General features: G+C 48.4%; 20 protein-coding genes and 2 tRNA genes. 12 read left to right on the forward strand and 10 right to left on the reverse strand.

Annotated features, from left to right (window positions below; genetic code table 11):
- Positions 1–132: 132 nt before the first annotated feature.
- Positions 133–933: an ABC transporter ATP-binding protein gene (locus SYNPCCP_RS14920; protein WP_010874063.1), complete on the forward strand. Its 801-nt coding sequence runs from the start codon at positions 133–135 to the stop codon at positions 931–933.
- A 23-nt stretch (positions 934–956) separates the two neighbouring features.
- Here SYNPCCP_RS14920 and SYNPCCP_RS14925 read toward each other — a convergent pair whose 3' ends face one another.
- Positions 957–1409: a TM2 domain-containing protein gene (locus tag SYNPCCP_RS14925; RefSeq protein ID WP_010874064.1), complete on the reverse strand. Its 453-nt coding sequence runs from the start codon at positions 1407–1409 to the stop codon at positions 957–959.
- 26 nt (positions 1410–1435) lie between these two features.
- The gene (locus SYNPCCP_RS14930; RefSeq protein WP_020861968.1) at positions 1436–2257 is read right to left on the reverse strand and encodes a DUF3598 family protein; all 822 of its coding nucleotides are present in this window, start codon (positions 2255–2257) and stop codon (positions 1436–1438) included.
- 182 nt (positions 2258–2439) lie between these two features.
- On the opposite strand from SYNPCCP_RS14930, the gene SYNPCCP_RS14935 reads away from it, so the two are divergent.
- Positions 2440–3384, forward strand: a complete 945-nt coding sequence (locus SYNPCCP_RS14935) for an aldo/keto reductase (protein WP_010874066.1) — start codon at positions 2440–2442, stop codon at positions 3382–3384.
- Between the two features lie 144 nt (positions 3385–3528).
- Here SYNPCCP_RS14935 and SYNPCCP_RS14940 read toward each other — a convergent pair whose 3' ends face one another.
- Both SYNPCCP_RS14940 and asnS read right to left on the reverse strand, forming a co-directional pair.
- Positions 3529–4710, reverse strand: a complete 1182-nt coding sequence (locus SYNPCCP_RS14940) for an LptF/LptG family permease (protein WP_041425860.1) — start codon at positions 4708–4710, stop codon at positions 3529–3531.
- Between the two features lie 43 nt (positions 4711–4753).
- Entirely contained in the window at positions 4754–6142 is a 1389-nt protein-coding gene (asnS, locus tag SYNPCCP_RS14945) for an asparagine--tRNA ligase (protein ID WP_010874068.1), read from the reverse strand.
- A 30-nt stretch (positions 6143–6172) separates the two neighbouring features.
- Between asnS and SYNPCCP_RS17810 the strand changes: the two genes are divergently transcribed.
- From SYNPCCP_RS17810 to SYNPCCP_RS14955, 3 genes are all read left to right on the forward strand, one after another.
- Positions 6173–6304 (forward strand): hypothetical protein, encoded by a 132-nt coding sequence (locus SYNPCCP_RS17810; protein WP_255345222.1) that lies wholly within the window; start codon positions 6173–6175, stop codon positions 6302–6304.
- 30 nt (positions 6305–6334) lie between these two features.
- A tRNA-Tyr gene (locus SYNPCCP_RS14950) sits at positions 6335–6416 on the forward strand.
- An 8-nt stretch (positions 6417–6424) separates the two neighbouring features.
- Positions 6425–6496: transfer RNA gene (locus SYNPCCP_RS14955), tRNA-Thr, on the forward strand.
- 210 nt (positions 6497–6706) lie between these two features.
- Here the strand turns inward: SYNPCCP_RS14955 and SYNPCCP_RS14960 are convergent.
- The 4 genes from SYNPCCP_RS14960 to purE form a co-directional block, all read right to left on the reverse strand.
- Positions 6707–7687, reverse strand: coding sequence for a hypothetical protein (locus SYNPCCP_RS14960; RefSeq protein ID WP_020861966.1), 981 nt, complete (start codon positions 7685–7687; stop codon positions 6707–6709).
- Positions 7688–7905: 218 nt separating this feature from the next.
- The gene (locus SYNPCCP_RS14965) at positions 7906–8592 is read right to left on the reverse strand and encodes a TrkA family potassium uptake protein (protein ID WP_010874070.1); all 687 of its coding nucleotides are present in this window, start codon (positions 8590–8592) and stop codon (positions 7906–7908) included.
- 25 nt (positions 8593–8617) lie between these two features.
- Positions 8618–9544, reverse strand: a complete 927-nt coding sequence (gene argF / locus SYNPCCP_RS14970) for an ornithine carbamoyltransferase (RefSeq protein WP_010874071.1) — start codon at positions 9542–9544, stop codon at positions 8618–8620.
- Positions 9545–9656: 112 nt separating this feature from the next.
- Positions 9657–10187 carry a 5-(carboxyamino)imidazole ribonucleotide mutase gene (gene purE, locus SYNPCCP_RS14975; protein ID WP_010874072.1) on the reverse strand — a complete coding sequence of 177 codons (531 nt, stop codon included), beginning with the start codon at positions 10185–10187 and terminating at the stop codon, positions 9657–9659.
- 100 nt (positions 10188–10287) lie between these two features.
- On the opposite strand from purE, the gene SYNPCCP_RS14980 reads away from it, so the two are divergent.
- From SYNPCCP_RS14980 to SYNPCCP_RS15010, 7 genes are all read left to right on the forward strand, one after another.
- Positions 10288–10653: a single-stranded DNA-binding protein gene (locus SYNPCCP_RS14980; protein WP_010874073.1), complete on the forward strand. Its 366-nt coding sequence runs from the start codon at positions 10288–10290 to the stop codon at positions 10651–10653.
- An 87-nt stretch (positions 10654–10740) separates the two neighbouring features.
- Entirely contained in the window at positions 10741–10971 is a 231-nt protein-coding gene (locus tag SYNPCCP_RS14985) for a hypothetical protein (protein WP_041425863.1), read from the forward strand.
- 18 nt (positions 10972–10989) lie between these two features.
- Entirely contained in the window at positions 10990–11868 is an 879-nt protein-coding gene (locus SYNPCCP_RS14990; RefSeq protein ID WP_010874074.1) for a 4-hydroxybenzoate solanesyltransferase, read from the forward strand.
- A gap of 189 nt (positions 11869–12057) precedes the next feature.
- The gene (psbD, locus tag SYNPCCP_RS14995; RefSeq protein ID WP_010872429.1) at positions 12058–13116 is read left to right on the forward strand and encodes a photosystem II D2 protein (photosystem q(a) protein); all 1059 of its coding nucleotides are present in this window, start codon (positions 12058–12060) and stop codon (positions 13114–13116) included.
- A 124-nt stretch (positions 13117–13240) separates the two neighbouring features.
- Complete coding sequence (locus SYNPCCP_RS15000) at positions 13241–13828, forward strand: ParA family protein (protein WP_010874075.1); 588 nt, start codon at positions 13241–13243, stop codon at positions 13826–13828.
- 18 nt (positions 13829–13846) lie between these two features.
- The gene (locus SYNPCCP_RS15005; RefSeq protein WP_010874076.1) at positions 13847–15157 is read left to right on the forward strand and encodes an ATP-binding protein; all 1311 of its coding nucleotides are present in this window, start codon (positions 13847–13849) and stop codon (positions 15155–15157) included.
- A gap of 22 nt (positions 15158–15179) precedes the next feature.
- Positions 15180–15458, forward strand: coding sequence for a TMEM165/GDT1 family protein (locus tag SYNPCCP_RS15010; protein WP_010874077.1), 279 nt, complete (start codon positions 15180–15182; stop codon positions 15456–15458).
- Here SYNPCCP_RS15010 and hisG read toward each other — a convergent pair.
- Complete coding sequence (gene hisG / locus SYNPCCP_RS15015; protein ID WP_010874078.1) at positions 15455–16087, reverse strand: ATP phosphoribosyltransferase; 633 nt, start codon at positions 16085–16087, stop codon at positions 15455–15457. The two genes, SYNPCCP_RS15010 and hisG, sit on opposite strands and share 4 nt — an antisense overlap.
- Positions 16088–16093: 6 nt before the next feature.
- Complete coding sequence (gene glmU / locus SYNPCCP_RS15020; RefSeq protein ID WP_010874079.1) at positions 16094–17464, reverse strand: bifunctional UDP-N-acetylglucosamine diphosphorylase/glucosamine-1-phosphate N-acetyltransferase GlmU; 1371 nt, start codon at positions 17462–17464, stop codon at positions 16094–16096.
- Positions 17465–17589: the final 125 nt, after the last annotated feature.

Below are 17589 nucleotides of genomic sequence, written 5' to 3' on the forward strand. Positions count from 1 at the left end.
TAGCTAGTTATTGATAGGCTATTGTTCCTGTTACTGGGCAGTCCCCCAGGAAAATTCTAGAACATCAAAGTCGTTATGATGATAAACACAACTAATATTCTTGTTGTTTGCCGTTCGCTCTAGATAGCTCCCATGCTTGATTCAAACTCGTTAGTGATTTACTCCCCGGACAGCAAAGGCGATCGCCAGGATTCCCACCCTAGTGATGCACTACTACGCCTAGAGGGAGTATCAAAAATTTATGGGGCAGGGCCAACGGAGGTCAGGGCCTTGGCCGATGTTAGTTTGGCGATCGAACGGGGGAGTTACTGCGCCATTATGGGGGCTTCCGGATCGGGGAAATCCACCATGATGAATATTATTGGTTGCCTAGACCGTCCTACCCTGGGGCACTATTTTCTTGACGGGGAAGATGTATCCGGTTTGAGTGCCGATCAGTTGGCCAAAATTCGTAACCGCAAAATTGGCTTTGTTTTTCAGCAATTTTACCTGTTGCCCCAGATGAGCGCCCTGGAAAATGTCATGTTGCCAATGATCTATGCGGGCATACCAGCGGAAACCAGGAAGGAAAAGGCCATTGCCGCCTTGGTTAGAGTTGGTCTGAGTCAACGGTTACATAACCGTCCCAATCAATTGTCCGGGGGACAGCAACAACGGGTGGCGATCGCCAGGGCCATTGTCAACGAGCCGCTGTTGCTGCTGGCCGACGAACCCACTGGAGCATTGGATTCCCACACCACCGAGGAAGTGTTAGCCATTTTTGAACAGCTCCATAGCACGGGCATTACCATTGTGGTGGTCACCCACGAAGCTGATGTGGCTAGCCATGGAGAACGAATCATTTCTTTCCAGGACGGCCAAATTCTCCGGGATCAGATGATTAAAACCATTCCCCACGGGATAGAAGAATTTCGTAACAAAGAGTTGGGATAATCTGGACTTCTAGCCCACACTGGCTAAATTGGTCGGTACACCACTGCATAGTCCCCTTCCCGGTTATCCGGCAATAGGAACCCCTTACGACAAAGAACATCAATGGTTTCTTTCACCTTTTGGGGATCTTCGCCAGTGGCCACAATACATTCACTGACTGTCGCGCCGATCGCCTTGGCGGCACAGGTTTTAATAATCAGCACATCCAGCCGTTCTGTGGTGTTAACTGGCGGGGGCGTAACTATCGGAGTAGGAGGGGAGGCTAGGTAATGTTTGTGGTTGTAGATGGCATTGAACTTTCTCTCATCCATGGTGCCAAGGATAATCACATCAATAAACCCCAATATTGTGGGAATACCTGTCCAAGAAAAGATGAGATAGGCTATGCCCGCAAATATATGGCCTAGATAAAATTTATGTAGTCCAAAACTGCCAAACAAAAGGGCAAAAATTAGGGCAACAAAGCGATTTTTCATAGCGGCTGGTGAAAGGAAACCGGCACCTACTGACGATGCTCAACAACAAAAGCGGAATGGGTCCAAGCCCCCCTATTGTCATAGTAACGGATCAGCCTTTGTCGTTCGTTGGGGCGCACCAACCAGCCCACTTCCCCCGAAAAGGGTTGTCCCAATTGCAGGCGATCGGGGGTGCAAGAAGAAGCGCCGTCTGGTAGTAGTAAAACCTTGCTGGGGTTGGGGCCAAGAAAATGAATCTGATCGCCCATCACTTTCCCTTGCATCACTGAAGTTTGTCCTTGCACAGTCACCCGTTGTTCCACGGAATCCCCCGTTTGACTCAGGCTAATTTCCATAGTGCTCAGTTCCGGTTCTCGCCAGTCGGGGTAGCCAGTATAAACCTGGCATTGCCAAGTGCCCAATAGTTGCTCCACCTTTAATGCTGGTCTTTCCTGGGCATCACTCCCCCGGCGAAATTCTCGGATAAACGTCAGGCTAGCTAAGCTTAATCCTTTGTCATACAATTGCACGAATCTCATACGGCGATCGCCATCCACAAAGCCAAATTCCGCCCCAAACTCACTGAAGGGAGCCAACTGCCATGGCCCTTTGGAAAAAGCACCGGTGCCAAAGAAAATGATTTGTCGCCCTAGGGAACGGTAATCCTGGCTATAGTCCTGAGTGGGAGGGTCTTGGTAATCGGGATTATCGTAGCGCCGCAGGCGAAACTTGACTAACTTGTCATCATCCAATCCTTCCAGGGTGAGTATGGAAGGAGTATTGCTCAATATTTCTCCTTGGGGAGATAAGCGGGTAAAACTGCCCTGCCATTCCCCTAAATTTTTGAGAAAGTTTTCCCAGTTAGCCATGGTCATTTGCCCTTGTGATTGGTTCCGCTGTTTTCGAACGATCAATTAAACAATTAAAATCATTCTCCCATTTCCCCATCCTCTCCCCTCTGTGGGCAAGCTTTTCCAGAAATACTGGTTTATCATCGGGGAAAATATGGCTCAGTTTTGCGAGCTAGTTCTAGATTTCTTTCAACCCCCCCATGGAAACTATTCGCCTTGGCCCCAACGGCCCCTCCATTGCTCCCCTGGGTTTGGGTACTTGGTCCTGGGGAGACACCCTGTTTTGGGCCTACGGTAAGGACTTTGGCCCGCAAGAAGTAGAGGGGGCTTTTCATGCTTCCCTGGAGGCCGGAGTTACCTTAATTGACACTGCTGAAATTTATGGTTTTGGGGAATCAGAGCGCCTCATTGGCCGTTTTTGCCGAGAAAAAACCCAAAAAGTGGAAATTGCGACTAAATACTTTCCCTTGCCATGGCGTTGGCAGCGTTCTGACATCACTAAAGCTTTAACTGCCAGTCTGGAACGTTTGCAAATGGACACCATTTGTTTGTATCAAATCCATTGGCCCCTAGAATTTTGGCTCAAAACACCGGATTTCATGGCCGTGTTGGCCGCCGAGGTCAAAAAGGGTCGTATCCAGGCCGTAGGAGTTAGTAACTATTCCGCCCAGCAAATGGCGATCGCCCACGAATGTTTAGCAGCCCAAGGCATTCCCCTCGCTAGCAATCAAGTTCCCTATTCTTTGCTCAACCGGGAGATTGAAAGCAACGGTATTTTGACCCAGGCCCGCCAGCTCAACGTCACTATTTTGGCCTATAGTCCCCTAGCTCAGGGGCTACTCACCGGCAAATATCGCCCCGAAAATTCTCCCAGTCTCCAGGGTGCCCGCCGTCTTGACCCCCGTTTTAGTACCAAAGGATTGCGAAAATTAGCTCCCTTACTTACCCTCTTGGATACCCTGGCAGATAAACATGACAAAACCCCTGCCCAAATTGCCCTCAATTGGCTCATAGCCCAAGGAAATGTTATTCCCATTCCGGGGGCAAAAAATGCTTCCCAAGCTCAACAGAATGCCGGAGCCTTGGGGTGGCAGTTAAACCCAGAGGAAATTGAACAATTGCGAAGTGCTGCCCAAGGTATTTAACAGGTATTTAAAAATGTGTTGGCAAACCAAGTCTTGACCTTTCTTTTTATTCCCTTAACTGTTCCTATTAGACACCAGAAAGCCCTGAAAATTCAACTCAATCCCCCTCAAAACTACTGGCTTAGAAGATTTTTAGAGTAAACTTCAACCCTGGTTAAACTCATATAACAGCCAAATTCCCACTCCCAAACCGACAAAATTCGGCAGCCAGGCAGCCAAAGTGGGAGAAATTAACCCAACAATGCCTAAGCTACCACTGAAAAATCCCAGTATGTAGTAGGCAAAAATAATCACAATGGTTAAACCAAAGCCCGTGGCCCGACTTATCCTTTGGGGCCTAGCTCCGATCGCCGAACCCACCACCGCAAATACAATGCAAACAAAGGGAAAAGCTAATTTTTGTTCCGTCCTAACCTGAAAAAATTGAGTTTTCTTTTCATCGCCAATTAACTTCAAAATTTTGATATAGTCCTGGGCTTCGGCAATGGTCATTTCGTAGGGATCTCGTCCCTGGCGAGCAAAATCAAAGGCCGATTGGGGTAAAGCAATCTGTTTATTGGTGAAGGGAACCGCCTCTTGATAATCCTCGGTTTCCGTCAAGCGATACACAGTACCATGGAAGAAATCCCAGCGTTTATTGTCATTATTCCAAGTGGCATTATCGGAAAGCACAATATGTTTAAGATGGTTTTCTGTCCATTGCAATACTGTTAAGTTTTGCATTTCTTTGCCGTCAAATTTTTCTGCATAAACTAAACTTTTTAACCGCCGTGCCGTTTGACCATTATCGAGCTTAATTTCTTCAAATTCAGGGTAAAAAACATCCCGATTTTGCCAAAAAGGATGCTCCTCATCGATGGATTCAATGAGGATACTGGTAGCTCGATAGTTAGCCACCGGCACTACCCATTCAGTCAACACAAAGGCCCAGCCCGTTACCAGCAGACTCAATACCACCGCCGGCAGGATCAGACGGTACAAACTTACGCCACAACTACGAATGGCAATGATTTCACAATCTCCACTAAGGCGACCAAAGGTCATCATCGTAGCTAGCATCACCGCCACAGGTAAAGAGTAAGCGAGGAACTCCGGAACTTTAAGCAGTAGTACTTCTGCCGCCTTGGCCACTGGGAGATTCTTTTCAACAATTTTGTTGCCTAAATCGGACAAATTACCGATCGCCAGCCCTAAACTGGCCACCACCCCGACGCTAAATAAAAATGGGGGAATCAGTTGCCTGGCCACATAGCGGTCCATGAGGGAAATGCGAGGCAAAGAATGGGGCCACTGCCCCAAGCTGGTCAAGGTTTTAGACAAGAACATCACAGATTTTCAAGCTTTTCAATGACTAAAATTCCTCAAATCTTTAAAATTCTGCATTCATGGGAGTGCGGGGAAAAGGAATCACATCCCGAATATTAGCCATGCCGGTCATGAACTGGACAATGCGCTCAAAGCCCAGACCAAATCCTGCATGGGGTACAGAACCATAACGACGTAGGTCAAGATACCACCATAGATCTTCTTCTGGGACCCCTTGTTCCTGCATTCGTTGAGTTAATATATCTAGTCGTTCTTCCCGTTGGGAACCGCCGATAATTTCACCAATTTTGGGGGCTAAAATGTCCATAGCAGCGACGGTTTTGCCATCATCATTTAAGCGCATATAGAAAGCTTTAATATCTTTAGGATAATCCGTCACAATAGTTGGTCTTTTGAACACGGTTTCTGCTAAATAGCGCTCATGTTCCGACTGTAAATCTACTCCCCAGGCAACGGGATATTCAAACTTTTGATCCGCCTTTTCCAGTAATTTAATTGCTTCGCTGTAGGTCAACCAAGCAAATTCATTATTAATAATATTGTCCGCGGTGGCTAACACTGTATTGTCAATGCGTTGGTCAAAGAATTCCATATCCTCTGGGCATTTTTCCAGCACAAATTTAAAAATGTACTTCAGAAATTCCTCTGCCCATTGGCGATCGCCTTCTAGGTCACAAAAGGCCATTTCTGGTTCCACCATCCAAAATTCCGCCAGGTGCCGGGACGTATTGGAATTTTCCGCCCGAAAAGTGGGACCAAAAGTGTAAACATTCTGAAACGCTAGGGCCATCACCTCCGCTTCCAGTTGGCCACTCACCGTTAGATAGGCCTGTTTACCAAAAAAGTCCTGACTGTAATCAATGCCCTCGCCATTTTTGGGCACCCTTTGTAAATCCAATGTGGTGACCTTGAACAAATCCCCTGCCCCTTCACAATCACTGGCGGTAATGATCGGGGTGTGGACCCAGAGGAAACCCCTTTCCTGGAAAAATTGGTGAATGGCGGTGGCACAAGCGTTACGCACCCTCATAACTGCACCGATGGTATTGGTGCGGGGGCGCAGGTGGCCAATGGTCCGCAAAAATTCAAAGCTGTGACGTTTTTTCTGGAGGGGATAACTGCCAGGGTCTGCTCCCCCCAACAATTCGAGTTTGGTTGCTTTTAACTCCACCCGTTGTCCTTTTCCCGGCGAAGGGGCCAATTTTCCCTCCACCACCAGCGCTGCCCCTGTCTGTAATTGGGATAATAGGCGATCGTAATCCGCTAAACTTCCATCCAGCACCACTTGGAGGTTAGCCAAACTAGAGCCATCATTAACTTCTACAAAACTAAAATCCTTGAGGGTTCGTTTAGTGCGTAACCATCCCTGAACCATTACTTGGTCATCGGCCTGACCGTGGCGGAGAACTTCAATAATGCGGCGTTTGTTCATAAACCCCAAAGAACTAGAGAGAGAGGGACAGTGGGTGCCACTATTAAACCACGGCACCGAGCCAATCCTAGGGTAACCAATCCCGACACAGGAAGCGATTCCCAGCAAACCAGACAAAAATCTGACCAACCCAGAAAAAAATATTTTGACCATCAACAATAAGGTGTTATGATGGCTAATCGTGAAAGCAATGGGTCGATGCCCGAGTGGTTAATGGGGGCGGACTGTAAATCCGCTGGCTATGCCTACGCTGGTTCAAATCCAGCTCGGCCCATCCCTTTTGCCCTTGTAGCTCAGTGGTAGAGCACACCCTTGGTAAGGGTGAGGTCACGAGTTCAATCCTCGTCAAGGGCTTTCTAAACTCGACTATCAAGTCTGTTCGATGGCTAAACGGCGATCGGCGATCGTTTAGTTATCACTATTGGTTTTCACTGTGGGTTGCCATTATCGTACTGGGGTCTAATAATCAGATGAAATTTCCCCATTCCACTCGGCTTGCCCAAGAGGGAGAGTTTCGATAGAGTAAAATACTCCCATAGTTTTATCGGAACTACAGGTTTAATATTAATTAACTTTGATCATTAAAGTAAAGAAAACTTGTTGGCTATTGTAGTCCGCAAAAGATGGAATATAAACTATTCGTAAATTGACTGGAATATCAAAGTCAGTTTGTAGGAAGGGCAACATAAAAGGAAGCACCGGACTGCCCGATAATTCTTGGAGTTGGGTTGTATGGAGCAATCCAATGGCAGAGCCCACCTGAATGGGACTGGCAAAAATATTTCTTCTTAAACTAAGACCAACGTAGCCCGCTGGATAGCCAAAATCAGAATCTCTAAAAATATTAAACTCTAAACTAACGATGGAATCTTGGACTAGGTGATTGAAAAAACCATAATTAGGATTGATAATTTCAAAATCGTAGGCAGCTCCAGCCCCCATAGGAAAATTATTAACATCCGGTTCTGTGTAGTCTATATGCCAAGAAAAAGGAGAAAGAGCTAAATATTTGTCAGTTAAATTCCACCAGTTTACAGGAGAGTCAATGATTGTTTCATTATGATCCAAGTCATGGAGAATATTCTGCTCATTCGTCTGCTGATAACCTTGTGAAGCAAGACTTAGTTCTAGATTTGAGTGAGGGCTTTCATTTGATACAACAAGATAATCTTCTTTTATTAATATAGGTGAAATGAAAGAGCTTAATGTTAGGGATGAATTGGAGCTTAATTCAAAATTAGTTTCAAGATGAATGATTTTTTCTTCATATTCTAAATTGCTCGGATCGATTAGAGTATTTTCCTGGATTAACACCGGTTTTGAATGTTGATTAATAGGTAGATTGCTTACAGTCACTGGAATATCTTGATCTGAAGAGTTATTTTCTTCAAGATCTATTTCCTGTGCATGTATTAAGTTATTTGAAAATAACAAAAGAATTAATTGCAGCAAAATAGCTCTTGCTACCATTTTTACGTTAGTAACAAAAAAAATGTTATCCTCCCATTGATTGAAGTTATAGCCAAGAAAAAATAAAATCTTCAAAGCTGCGATTAAATAACTGAAAGTTCACCAGTAAAATGATGATTTCTCGCTAAGTCTTATTACTAAAAATCTACTAATATCGGCGAGATTTTTCCAATTCTTCTAACTCGAAAATAGAAAATTGCATAGGCATCTATAGATTTCATGAGTTTCTAATTTAATTTTTTATTTATTCTCAGTTGAAAGAAATTTGTCATCGCAAAAGCAATACCTAAAAACTAAACTAGGCGGCCGATGTCTTCGTTAGAACCTAGGAGGACTAGAATCATCCCCCGGTGTAATCGTTCCTGAGGAGGGGGGTTAATTTTAAATTTTTCTTCATGGCCCACTGCCAGAACACTGACGCCATGGTTTTTGCGCAGTTGCAGTTCGGCCAAGGTTTTATCACAAAATTCTTCGGGGACGAGAATTTCTACAATGCTGTTGTTGGGATCTAACTTAAACCGGTCAACGATCGCCGGGGTGGTGAGAGTATAGGCTAAATCTTGGCCGGCTTTGTGCTCGGGAAAAATAATTAAATCAACCCCCAGGCGCTTGAGGATTTTTTCGTGGGTGTCGGAAGAAACCTTAGCTACAACCGATTTTACGCCCCCTTCCTTGAGGTTAAGACAGGTAATGATACTTTCTTTGAGGTAATTACCAATCGCCACAATCACCGTTTCAATCTCAAAAATGCCAGCCTCCCGTAGGGCCGTATCATCGGTGGAATCGAGACTAATGGCGTTACCCACCACCCGATCCGCCAACACTTCCGCCACCAGTTTGGGATCTTGGTCAATGCCCAACACCTCATAGCCATTGACATGGAGAGTTTCGCACACTGCCCGACCAAACCGACCCAGGCCAATCACCGCAAATTGCCGTTTTTCCTGGCGAATTAAACTGAGAAAATGACTAGTTTTCATTAATTTTCTTCTGAATTGAGCGGCATTAAACTAAACCCAAAAGGGCCACCATGAGGGCTTTTTGGGCGTGCATGCGATTTTCCGCTTGGTCCCACAGTCGGGATTGCGGGCCTTCCATAACAGCGTCAGTAATTTCTTCCCCCCGGTGAGCCGGCAGACAGTGGAGCACAATGGCTTCGGGATCGGCCAAGGCAAGGAGTTCTTGGTTAATCTGGTAGGGCTGGAAAATGGGAATGCGACTGTCGGCTAAATCTTCCTGGCCCATGCTGGCCCACACATCGGTGTAGAGGATATGACTTCCCTGGGCGGCGGCTTTGGGATCGTCGGTTAGTTCCACTTTTCCCCCTGGAGCCGCAATTTGTTGGGCTTGTTGAACAATTTCTGCCAAGGGTTCATAGTTCTTCGGGGTAGCCACCCGCACCGTCATGCCCATCATTACCCCACCGAGAATGAGGGAATGGGCGACATTGTTGCCGTCCCCTAGATAAGTCACCGTTAAGCCTTCCAATTTGCCGAAACATTCCTTGATGGTTTGTAAATCGGCCAAAATTTGGCAGGGATGCTCCAAGTCGCTCAGGGCATTGATGATGGGCATTTTGGCATGGTCAGCAAAGGTTTGCAGATCTGTCTGTTTGAAAGTCCGCACCGCCAGGATATCAATGTAGCGGTCTAATACCCTAGCGGTATCCTGAATCGGCTCTCCCCGACCCACTTGGGTCACGCTGGGGTTTAAATCCAATACCTGCCCTCCCAGTTGATACATGGCCGCGGTGAAGGAAACCCTGGTACGGGTGGAGGCTTTGTAAAACAGTAAACCGAGAATTTTCCGACAGTGGGGCTTGAGCACACCGGATTTAAGATCCGCCGCCAACTGCAAGAGTGATTTCATCTCTTCGATGGTCAAATCGGCGATCGCCAATAGATCCCTGCCCGCCAACGCCTTAATGCCCATAGCCGTTATCCCCGATTGTCCAATGTGGTGGTCGAATTAACATCGATCGAATTAAGCCCCATTTTGCCATACTCGGTTAATGGTCTTGGGGGGATGGCAGTGATGTCAGAAATCACTGATTTTGCTGGTCCAGATAGGCCCTGTAGCCCAGTCGCTCCAACTCCGCTTGTTTGTCCAAAACCATGGTTTCTAGACTTTGGCGATATTGCTGTACTTTTTCCAACAGCACGGGATTATGGCTAGCCAGTATTTGCACCGCCAATAACCCCGCATTTTTGGCATTACCGATCGCCACGGTAGCTACAGGTATTCCCCCCGGCATTTGCACAATGGAATAGAGGGAATCCACTCCCTGTAAGGTTTTAGTCTGCACCGGCACACCGATGACTGGTAAAGGGGTCAGGGCCGCCACCATGCCCGGTAAATGGGCCGCTCCCCCAGCCCCGGCAATAATTATCCGCAAGCCCCGCTGGTGGGCAGTTTGGGCATACTCCACCATTCTTTCCGGGGTGCGATGGGCAGAGATAATGGCCACCTCCGTTGGTACGGCAAATTCTTCACAGACGGCGATCGCCGCTGCCATGGTGGGGAGATCGGAATCGCTTCCCATGATGATGCCGACCAGGGGAGAGGGGGAAGTCATAAATTAAATTGAGATGACGAAGATGGAGGTTTGACTTTAAACTGAGGCTAACCGCTAATAGCGTATCGGAAAATCTTCAAGATCCCAAGGAAAGATTTTTATGTCAGTGAACAGCATCCATTTGGTGGGAAGGGCCGGCCGTGACCCTGAAGTTAAATATTTTGAGTCCGGTAATGTAGTTTGTAACTTCACCCTGGCGGTGAATCGACGCACAAGCAAAAAGGATGAACCCCCCGATTGGTTTGACCTGGAAATTTGGGGTAAAACTGCTGAAATAGCCGGTAACTACGTCAAAAAAGGCAGTTTGATTGGTATCCAAGGATCGTTAAAGTTTGACCATTGGGAAGACCGGAACTCCGGTACTCCTCGTTCCAAGCCAGTGATCCGGGTCAATAATTTGGATTTACTCGGCTCTAAGCGGGACAACGCCGAAGCCACCATGAATAATTACCCCGAAGAGTTCTAATCATCGGCCCCATTCACCCCATTGGTAAACTACGGCGATCGCCATTGCTAGCCGAATTTTTCCATCCCTTACCCATGCCAGAACCCCATGGAAGTCTTTGACCCCACTCCTCCCCCTTGGGTTGAGGATACTGTTCATGCCAGGGGTTTTTGTTGTCCCCAATGCCAAGCTGGCCCCCGTCAGGCCCTCCGGGCTTGGATCAATCGGCGATCGCCAGTGTTGGGGGATGATCGACGGCGCAAATGGCAGGAATTTTACCAGTGTGAATGTGGTCAGGGTTGGTGGGCCTGGAGCAGTGACCGCCCCCCTTCCCCCTAGTAGTCCTTTAATTTTTCTATGGTTGCCCAAACCCCATCTTCCCCGCCCCTCTGGTTAACAATCATTTACCTGTTGCGCTGGCATAAACCCGCCGGCCGACTGATTTTAATGATTCCGGCGCTGTGGGCAGTGTGTTTAGCGGCCCAAGGTCTACCACCCCTACCCCTACTAGGCACCATTGCTTTGGGAACTTTGGCCACCAGTGGTTTAGGCTGTGTGGTCAATGACCTATGGGACCGGGATATTGATCCCCAGGTAGAGCGCACTAAGCAACGGCCTCTGGCGGCCCGGGCTCTCTCGGTGCAAGTGGGCATTGGAGTGGCGTTAGTAGCCCTACTGTGTGCGGCGGGGCTAGCCTTTTACCTCACTCCCCTCAGTTTCTGGCTTTGTGTGGCGGCGGTGCCGGTCATTGTTGCTTACCCTGGTGCGAAAAGGGTTTTCCCTGTACCCCAGTTAGTACTGTCAATTGCTTGGGGTTTTGCTGTGCTAATTAGTTGGAGTGCAGTCACGGGGGATTTGACCGATGCCACCTGGGTGCTGTGGGGGGCCACCGTGTTTTGGACCCTCGGTTTTGACACTGTTTACGCCATGGCGGATCGAGAAGATGACCGCCGCATTGGGGTTAACTCCAGTGCCCTGTTTTTTGGCCAGTACGTCGGGGAAGCGGTGGGGATATTTTTCGCCCTCACCATTGGCTGTTTATTTTATTTGGGCATGATTCTAATGCTCAATCCCCTCTATTGGCTCAGCTTGGCGATCGCCATTGTGGGTTGGGTGATCCAATACATCCAACTCAGTGCCCCCACGCCGGAACCGAAACTATACGGTCAAATTTTTGGACAAAACGTCATCATTGGCTTTGTGTTACTAGCTGGAATGTTACTGGGCTGGCTTTGACATGTAACTATGCTCCAATCCCTTTCGCACTGGCAGATTCCCAGAATTTCCTTTACAATGGATAACATTAAGAAAAATTAAGATTTCCCGGTTCTTTCTCATTTTTGTCCCAACAACGGGCAAAACCATGGGTCGGCGATCGGGAGAGAAAATTTTCCTTCGTAATTATTATTTTGGAGATTTTGCGCCATGACCATTGCAGTCGGACGCGCCCCAGTCGAAAGAGGATGGTTTGATGTCCTCGACGATTGGCTAAAGCGTGATCGTTTCGTATTTATCGGTTGGTCTGGTTTGCTACTCTTCCCCTGCGCCTTCATGGCCCTGGGGGGATGGTTAACCGGCACCACCTTCGTTACTTCCTGGTACACCCACGGTCTAGCCAGTTCCTACCTGGAAGGGGCTAACTTTTTGACCGTGGCGGTCTCTTCCCCCGCCGATGCCTTCGGCCATTCCCTCCTGTTCCTGTGGGGACCGGAAGCTCAAGGTAACCTGACCCGCTGGTTCCAAATTGGTGGTTTGTGGCCCTTCGTTGCCCTCCACGGTGCCTTTGGATTGATTGGCTTCATGCTGCGTCAGTTCGAAATTTCCCGTCTGGTAGGCATTCGTCCCTACAACGCCATCGCTTTCTCTGGTCCCATTGCGGTATTTGTCAGCGTCTTTCTGATGTACCCCTTGGGTCAATCGAGTTGGTTCTTTGCTCCCAGCTTTGGGGTAGCGGGAATCTTCCGGTTTATTTTGTTCCTACAAGGTTTCCACAACTGGACCCTGAACCCCTTCCACATGATGGGAGTAGCCGGTATTCTCGGTGGTGCCCTACTGTGTGCCATCCACGGTGCCACGGTGGAAAACACCCTGTTTGAAGACGGTGAAGATTCCAACACCTTCCGGGCGTTTGAACCTACCCAAGCGGAAGAAACCTACTCCATGGTGACTGCCAACCGTTTCTGGTCTCAGATTTTCGGTATTGCTTTCTCCAACAAACGGTGGCTGCACTTCTTCATGTTGTTCGTTCCCGTAACTGGTTTGTGGATGAGTTCTGTGGGTATCGTCGGTTTGGCGTTGAACCTACGGGCTTATGACTTCGTTTCCCAGGAACTGCGGGCTGCTGAAGATCCGGAATTTGAAACGTTTTATACGAAAAACATTTTGTTGAACGAAGGGATGCGCGCCTGGATGGCTCCCCAAGATCAACCCCATGAAAACTTTATCTTCCCTGAGGAAGTACTGCCCCGGGGTAATGCTCTCTAAAGGTTTTGCAAAACAGTTATCACTCGAAGAAATGACTAAAAAACAAAACTAATTGAGCAAAACATCATCAATTAGCTAAAGTTGGGAGAGTGTTACAGCTCTCCTTTTTCTTTTGCCCTAGCCGATGATTATTGCCATCACTGCCCTCAAAGGGGGCGTTGGGAAAACCACCACCGCTGTCCACCTGGCAGCCTATCTGCAACAAAAGGATCAAACATTGCTGATTGATGCGGACCGTAACCGTTCGGCATTAATCTGGGCGAGGGAAGAAAAATTACCCTTCTACGTTGCTTCCCAAGCGGGCTCCACCGCATTAATCCGTAAGTATCCCCACATTGTGGTGGACACTAGAGCCATGCCAGAGTTGGATGAATTTCGGGATTTGGCAGAGGGGAGCGATTTATTGATTATTCCCACCACTCCCAACCATTTGGATTTAGATGCCACTTTAAAGGCGGCGGAGCAATTGGCCTCCCTCAAGGTTAACTACAAAATTTTGTTAACCAAGGTAGATGCCCGTACCCGTAGTGGTCGCGAAGCAAGGCAATTATTACAGGCGGAAAATTTACCTCTGTTCACAACGGAAATTCCCCTATTGGTGGCCTTTGAGCGGGCTTCCCAGTCGGGGGTAATTATTCGAGATTACGTTGATCCCCGTTCCCATTTGGCCTGGGGGCGCTATAAGGCGGTGGGCCGGGAAATTTTACCCTAGACTTTGGCACAATATTTGATGACGGTTCCCTACCCTACTCCCCTACTAGCTACATCCAGCAAAGCTTTGTACCATCAGGTTTCCAGCCTGTTACTGTATCAAGGTATTTTCGACAATCCCATTGGGGAAGCTTTTTTAGATTTGTTGCGCTGTTTGCACCACAATGGCACGAATCAAAAGCCGGAAGCTACGGTTTGTTTGCAAGCCTATGGGGTGTGGTTTCGCCATTTGGCCGAGGCGGGTCAGAGTTGGCAGGACTTTTTACTCGATCGCCTGTTGGAGGATGAGAATCCATTTAGTGTGCGGGTGCAAAGGGAAGAATTGGCCCAATTACCAACCAGTTTGCAGGATGCGGCTCGCCATGACCTGAATTTGATCCAAATGGTGTATCAATGCCCACCGGAACAGATTTTGCAGTGGGTAATCATTGCTTCCCAAACTCCAGTGGCGTTAAAGGCTTGGCAAGTGCCCAACCAACTAGAGTTTCCTGCAGAAGGCGGCCAAAACTGGGGCGAAAATTTGGCTTATCTGGTGGCCCATTATCGACAAAAAGGCGTGGGAGCCGTGGCCCATTACCGGGCTTTTCGTTGGCGGGGGAAAAACTTACAGGGGGTACCCCAAATCGATGGCGTTCGATTGGCAGACTTGGTGGGCTACGATGATCCCCAAAAGATCCTCTGTCAAAATACGCAATGCCTTTTGCAGGGACTGCCGGCGCTGAATGTGTTGCTCTATGGCAGTCGAGGCAGTGGTAAATCTTCTTTGGTGAAAGCCTTGGTTAATCAGTACGGCGATCGGGGTTTGCGCCTAGTGGAAGTATCTCCCCGGGATTTGATTACCCTGCCTTTATTGGTGGGAAAACTACGTACCTATCCTCAGAAATTTATCATTTTTGTTGATGACCTCTCCTTTGAAGAGGAGGATGAGCGTTTTAAAAGTTTAAAGGTTGTCTTAGAAGGGGATTTGGTCGCCCGCCCCGCTAATGTGGTCATTTATGCCACCAGTAACCGCCGTCATTTAATTCGCGAATTTTTTGGCGATCGCCCTTCGCCCCAGGATGCTGACGAAGTACAGGCTTGGGACACGGTGCAGGAAAAATTATCCTTTAGTGACCGTTTTGGTTTAACCCTAACTTTTCCGCCGGCTAACCAGGACACGTATTTGATGATAGTACACCACTTGGCTAAACAGGCGCAGATTAATTTATCGGAAACGGAGTTAGATTTCCGGGCTAAACAATGGGCCACCAGGCATAATGGGCGATCAGGCCGCACAGCGAGGCAATTTGTGGATTATTTAATCGGCGAGCAGGGTTTGACTTCCCCTTAACATTTTTCGTTTTAACATCACTATGGATTGGCAACTGTTTGGTCTAAGTTTCATCACCGTTTTTCTAGCGGAAATTGGCGACAAAAGCCAGTTGGCGGCGATCGCCTTGGGGGGAAGTGCCAAATCTCCCCGGGCCGTATTTTTCGGTTCCGTGACGGCATTAATTTTAGCCAGTTTCCTTGGGGTTTTGGCTGGGGGCAGTTTAGCTCAATTTTTGCCGACTAAATTACTCAAAGCATTGGCCGCCTTGGGGTTTACCATCATGGCCCTGCGTTTACTTTGGCCTAACCAAGAAGATTAGATCACCGATCGCAATTTTTCCACCCAGTCCAGCAGGCGATCGCCATTAACCCGGTAACTGAGGGGATGGGCAATGAGGCGGGCGCTACTGTCGAACAAAACTTCGATTTCCATCAAGCCATTCTCTTGGAGAGTGCGACCAGTGGAAACTAAATCCACAATGGCTTCCGACATGCCCGTAATGGGCCCCAACTCCACCGAGCCATAAAGGGGAATAATTTCCACCGGCAAATCCAAACGTCGGAAATGCTCCAGGGCACAATGGACAAACTTAGAAGCCACCCGACCATGGGGCGGTAAATCCACCGATCGCCGATAGGGACTGGCCTGGGGCACGGCCACCGAAAGACGACAGCCACCAAAATTTAAATCCGCCAACTGGGCCACCGCTGGTTTCTTTTCCCGCAGAATGTCGTAGCCCACAATGCCCAACTGGGCCTGGCCATATTCCACATACACCGGCACATCCCAGGCCCTCACCAGTAAAGCCTTAGCCCGATGGGTGGGGTCCAGAATTTGTAACTGACGGTTTTTCGGTTCGAGGAAAGCAGAAAAATCTAGGCCAATTTGCTGAAAACGGTCAATACTATCCCGCAACAACGAGCCTTTCGGTAAAGCAATGGTGAGCATAACAATTTAAGGTTGACCCGACTGCGGGGCTGGGGGCACTTGCCAATTATCAATAATACGTTGCCGTGGCCTGGCGATCGCCAAAGATCCTGCGGGCACATCCCGATTGATCACCGACCCCGCCGCCACCGTTACCCCTTCCCCCACCTGCACTGGGGCCACAAACACACTATTGGCACCGGTTTTAGTGCCACTACCAATTACGGTTGCATGCTTGCTCACCCCGTCATAATTAGCCGTAATGGTACCGGCCCCCACATTGACCCGCTGTCCCAGCATCGCGTCCCCCAGGTAACTTAAATGGGCCACATTAGATTGGGCACCAATGACAGATTTTTTCACTTCGACAAAATTGCCAATGCGACAGTTGGCTTGAATATCCGCCTCCCCTCGAACGTGGCTATAGGGTCCAAGGCGACAACCGTCCCCAATCTGACTTTGGCTAACCACGGAAAATAGAACTGATGCATCAGATCCGACAATACTATCCTCGATCAGACTACCGGGGCCAATGCGACTACCCCGACCAATCACAGTTTTACCCCGCAGGTGAGTGTTGGGTTCAATGATCACATCCGCTTCTAGTACTACTGTGTCGTCAATAGTGATGCTATCGGGGTTGATCAAAGTAATGCCCTGGGCCATCCAGTCATCCTTGATGCGATTTTGCAAAATATCATTGGCCGCCGCCAACTGTTTGCGGTCATTGATGCCGTTAATTTCTAAATAATCGTCCACATCCACCGCCATCACCTGGTCCAGGTAGTCCACTACTTCCGTTAGGTAATATTCCTTTTGATCATTGTTGGCTGATAATTTAGGCAAAGCGGCCGCTAATCGAGGCCAGTGGAAGCAATAAATACCGCCATTGACTCGATGGTTTTGCCGTTGGGCCGCATTACAATCCCGGTCCTCGACAATTTGCGTAACCCGATTATCCCCGTTGCAAAATACCCGGCCGTAACCCTTCGGATCTGGCAAATGGGCTGTGAGCAGGGTGGCCGCATTGCCATGGCGTTGGTGGGTAGCAAGCAAATTTTCCAAGGTTTCTGACCGGAGCAGAGGGGCATCCCCATTCAACACCAACAAATCCCCCTGGTAATCCTGGAGGCAAGGCAGTAACTGCTGAATAGCGTGGCCAGTCCCCAACTGTTCCCTTTGCTCAACAAATTCCACGTCCGATCGCCCGGCCAAAGAAGATTCCACGGCGGCGGCCTGGTAGCCCACAATCAATATCTGTCTTTCCGGGGCCAGGGGACGGCAACTTTGTAATACCCTTTCCACCAAACTGTAGCCCCCCAATTGGTGGAGCACCTTGGGTAAATCTGATTTCATGCGGGTGCCTTTCCCCGCCGCTAATACTGCAACCGCCACCATAATGGTTTTCTGTCCTGATCGTCGCCATTGAGTATATCGTGATTGGGGCAAGGCAAATTCAGGGGGAAAACTACCAGCCAGTCACCGTTGGCAAAACCTTAACAAAAAGTTTAGAGTTGCCCAAA

It is taken from the genome of Synechocystis sp. PCC 6803 substr. PCC-P, from assembly GCF_000284455.1.
GTDB lineage: Bacteria > Cyanobacteriota > Cyanobacteriia > Cyanobacteriales > Microcystaceae > Synechocystis.

Coding starts and splice junctions, on each gene's coding strand:
- SYNPCCP_RS14965 (WP_010874070.1), bottom strand. CDS start 8,592: ATGAAAACTAGTCATTTTCTCAGTTTAATTCGCCAGGAAAAACGGCAA.
- SYNPCCP_RS15010 (WP_010874077.1), top strand. CDS start 15,180: ATGGATTGGCAACTGTTTGGTCTAAGTTTCATCACCGTTTTTCTAGCG.
- SYNPCCP_RS14920 (WP_010874063.1), top strand. CDS start 133: ATGCTTGATTCAAACTCGTTAGTGATTTACTCCCCGGACAGCAAAGGC.
- SYNPCCP_RS14925 (WP_010874064.1), bottom strand. CDS start 1,409: ATGAAAAATCGCTTTGTTGCCCTAATTTTTGCCCTTTTGTTTGGCAGT.
- SYNPCCP_RS14935 (WP_010874066.1), top strand. CDS start 2,440: ATGGAAACTATTCGCCTTGGCCCCAACGGCCCCTCCATTGCTCCCCTG.
- psbD (WP_010872429.1), top strand. CDS start 12,058: ATGACCATTGCAGTCGGACGCGCCCCAGTCGAAAGAGGATGGTTTGAT.
- SYNPCCP_RS14940 (WP_041425860.1), bottom strand. CDS start 4,710: ATGTTCTTGTCTAAAACCTTGACCAGCTTGGGGCAGTGGCCCCATTCT.
- SYNPCCP_RS15005 (WP_010874076.1), top strand. CDS start 13,847: ATGACGGTTCCCTACCCTACTCCCCTACTAGCTACATCCAGCAAAGCT.
- hisG (WP_010874078.1), bottom strand. CDS start 16,087: ATGCTCACCATTGCTTTACCGAAAGGCTCGTTGTTGCGGGATAGTATT.
- SYNPCCP_RS14990 (WP_010874074.1), top strand. CDS start 10,990: ATGGTTGCCCAAACCCCATCTTCCCCGCCCCTCTGGTTAACAATCATT.
- SYNPCCP_RS15000 (WP_010874075.1), top strand. CDS start 13,241: ATGATTATTGCCATCACTGCCCTCAAAGGGGGCGTTGGGAAAACCACC.
- argF (WP_010874071.1), bottom strand. CDS start 9,544: ATGGGCATTAAGGCGTTGGCGGGCAGGGATCTATTGGCGATCGCCGAT.
- SYNPCCP_RS14985 (WP_041425863.1), top strand. CDS start 10,741: ATGGAAGTCTTTGACCCCACTCCTCCCCCTTGGGTTGAGGATACTGTT.
- SYNPCCP_RS14980 (WP_010874073.1), top strand. CDS start 10,288: ATGTCAGTGAACAGCATCCATTTGGTGGGAAGGGCCGGCCGTGACCCT.
- asnS (WP_010874068.1), bottom strand. CDS start 6,142: ATGAACAAACGCCGCATTATTGAAGTTCTCCGCCACGGTCAGGCCGAT.
- purE (WP_010874072.1), bottom strand. CDS start 10,187: ATGACTTCCCCCTCTCCCCTGGTCGGCATCATCATGGGAAGCGATTCC.
- SYNPCCP_RS14930 (WP_020861968.1), bottom strand. CDS start 2,257: ATGGCTAACTGGGAAAACTTTCTCAAAAATTTAGGGGAATGGCAGGGC.
- glmU (WP_010874079.1), bottom strand. CDS start 17,464: ATGGTGGCGGTTGCAGTATTAGCGGCGGGGAAAGGCACCCGCATGAAA.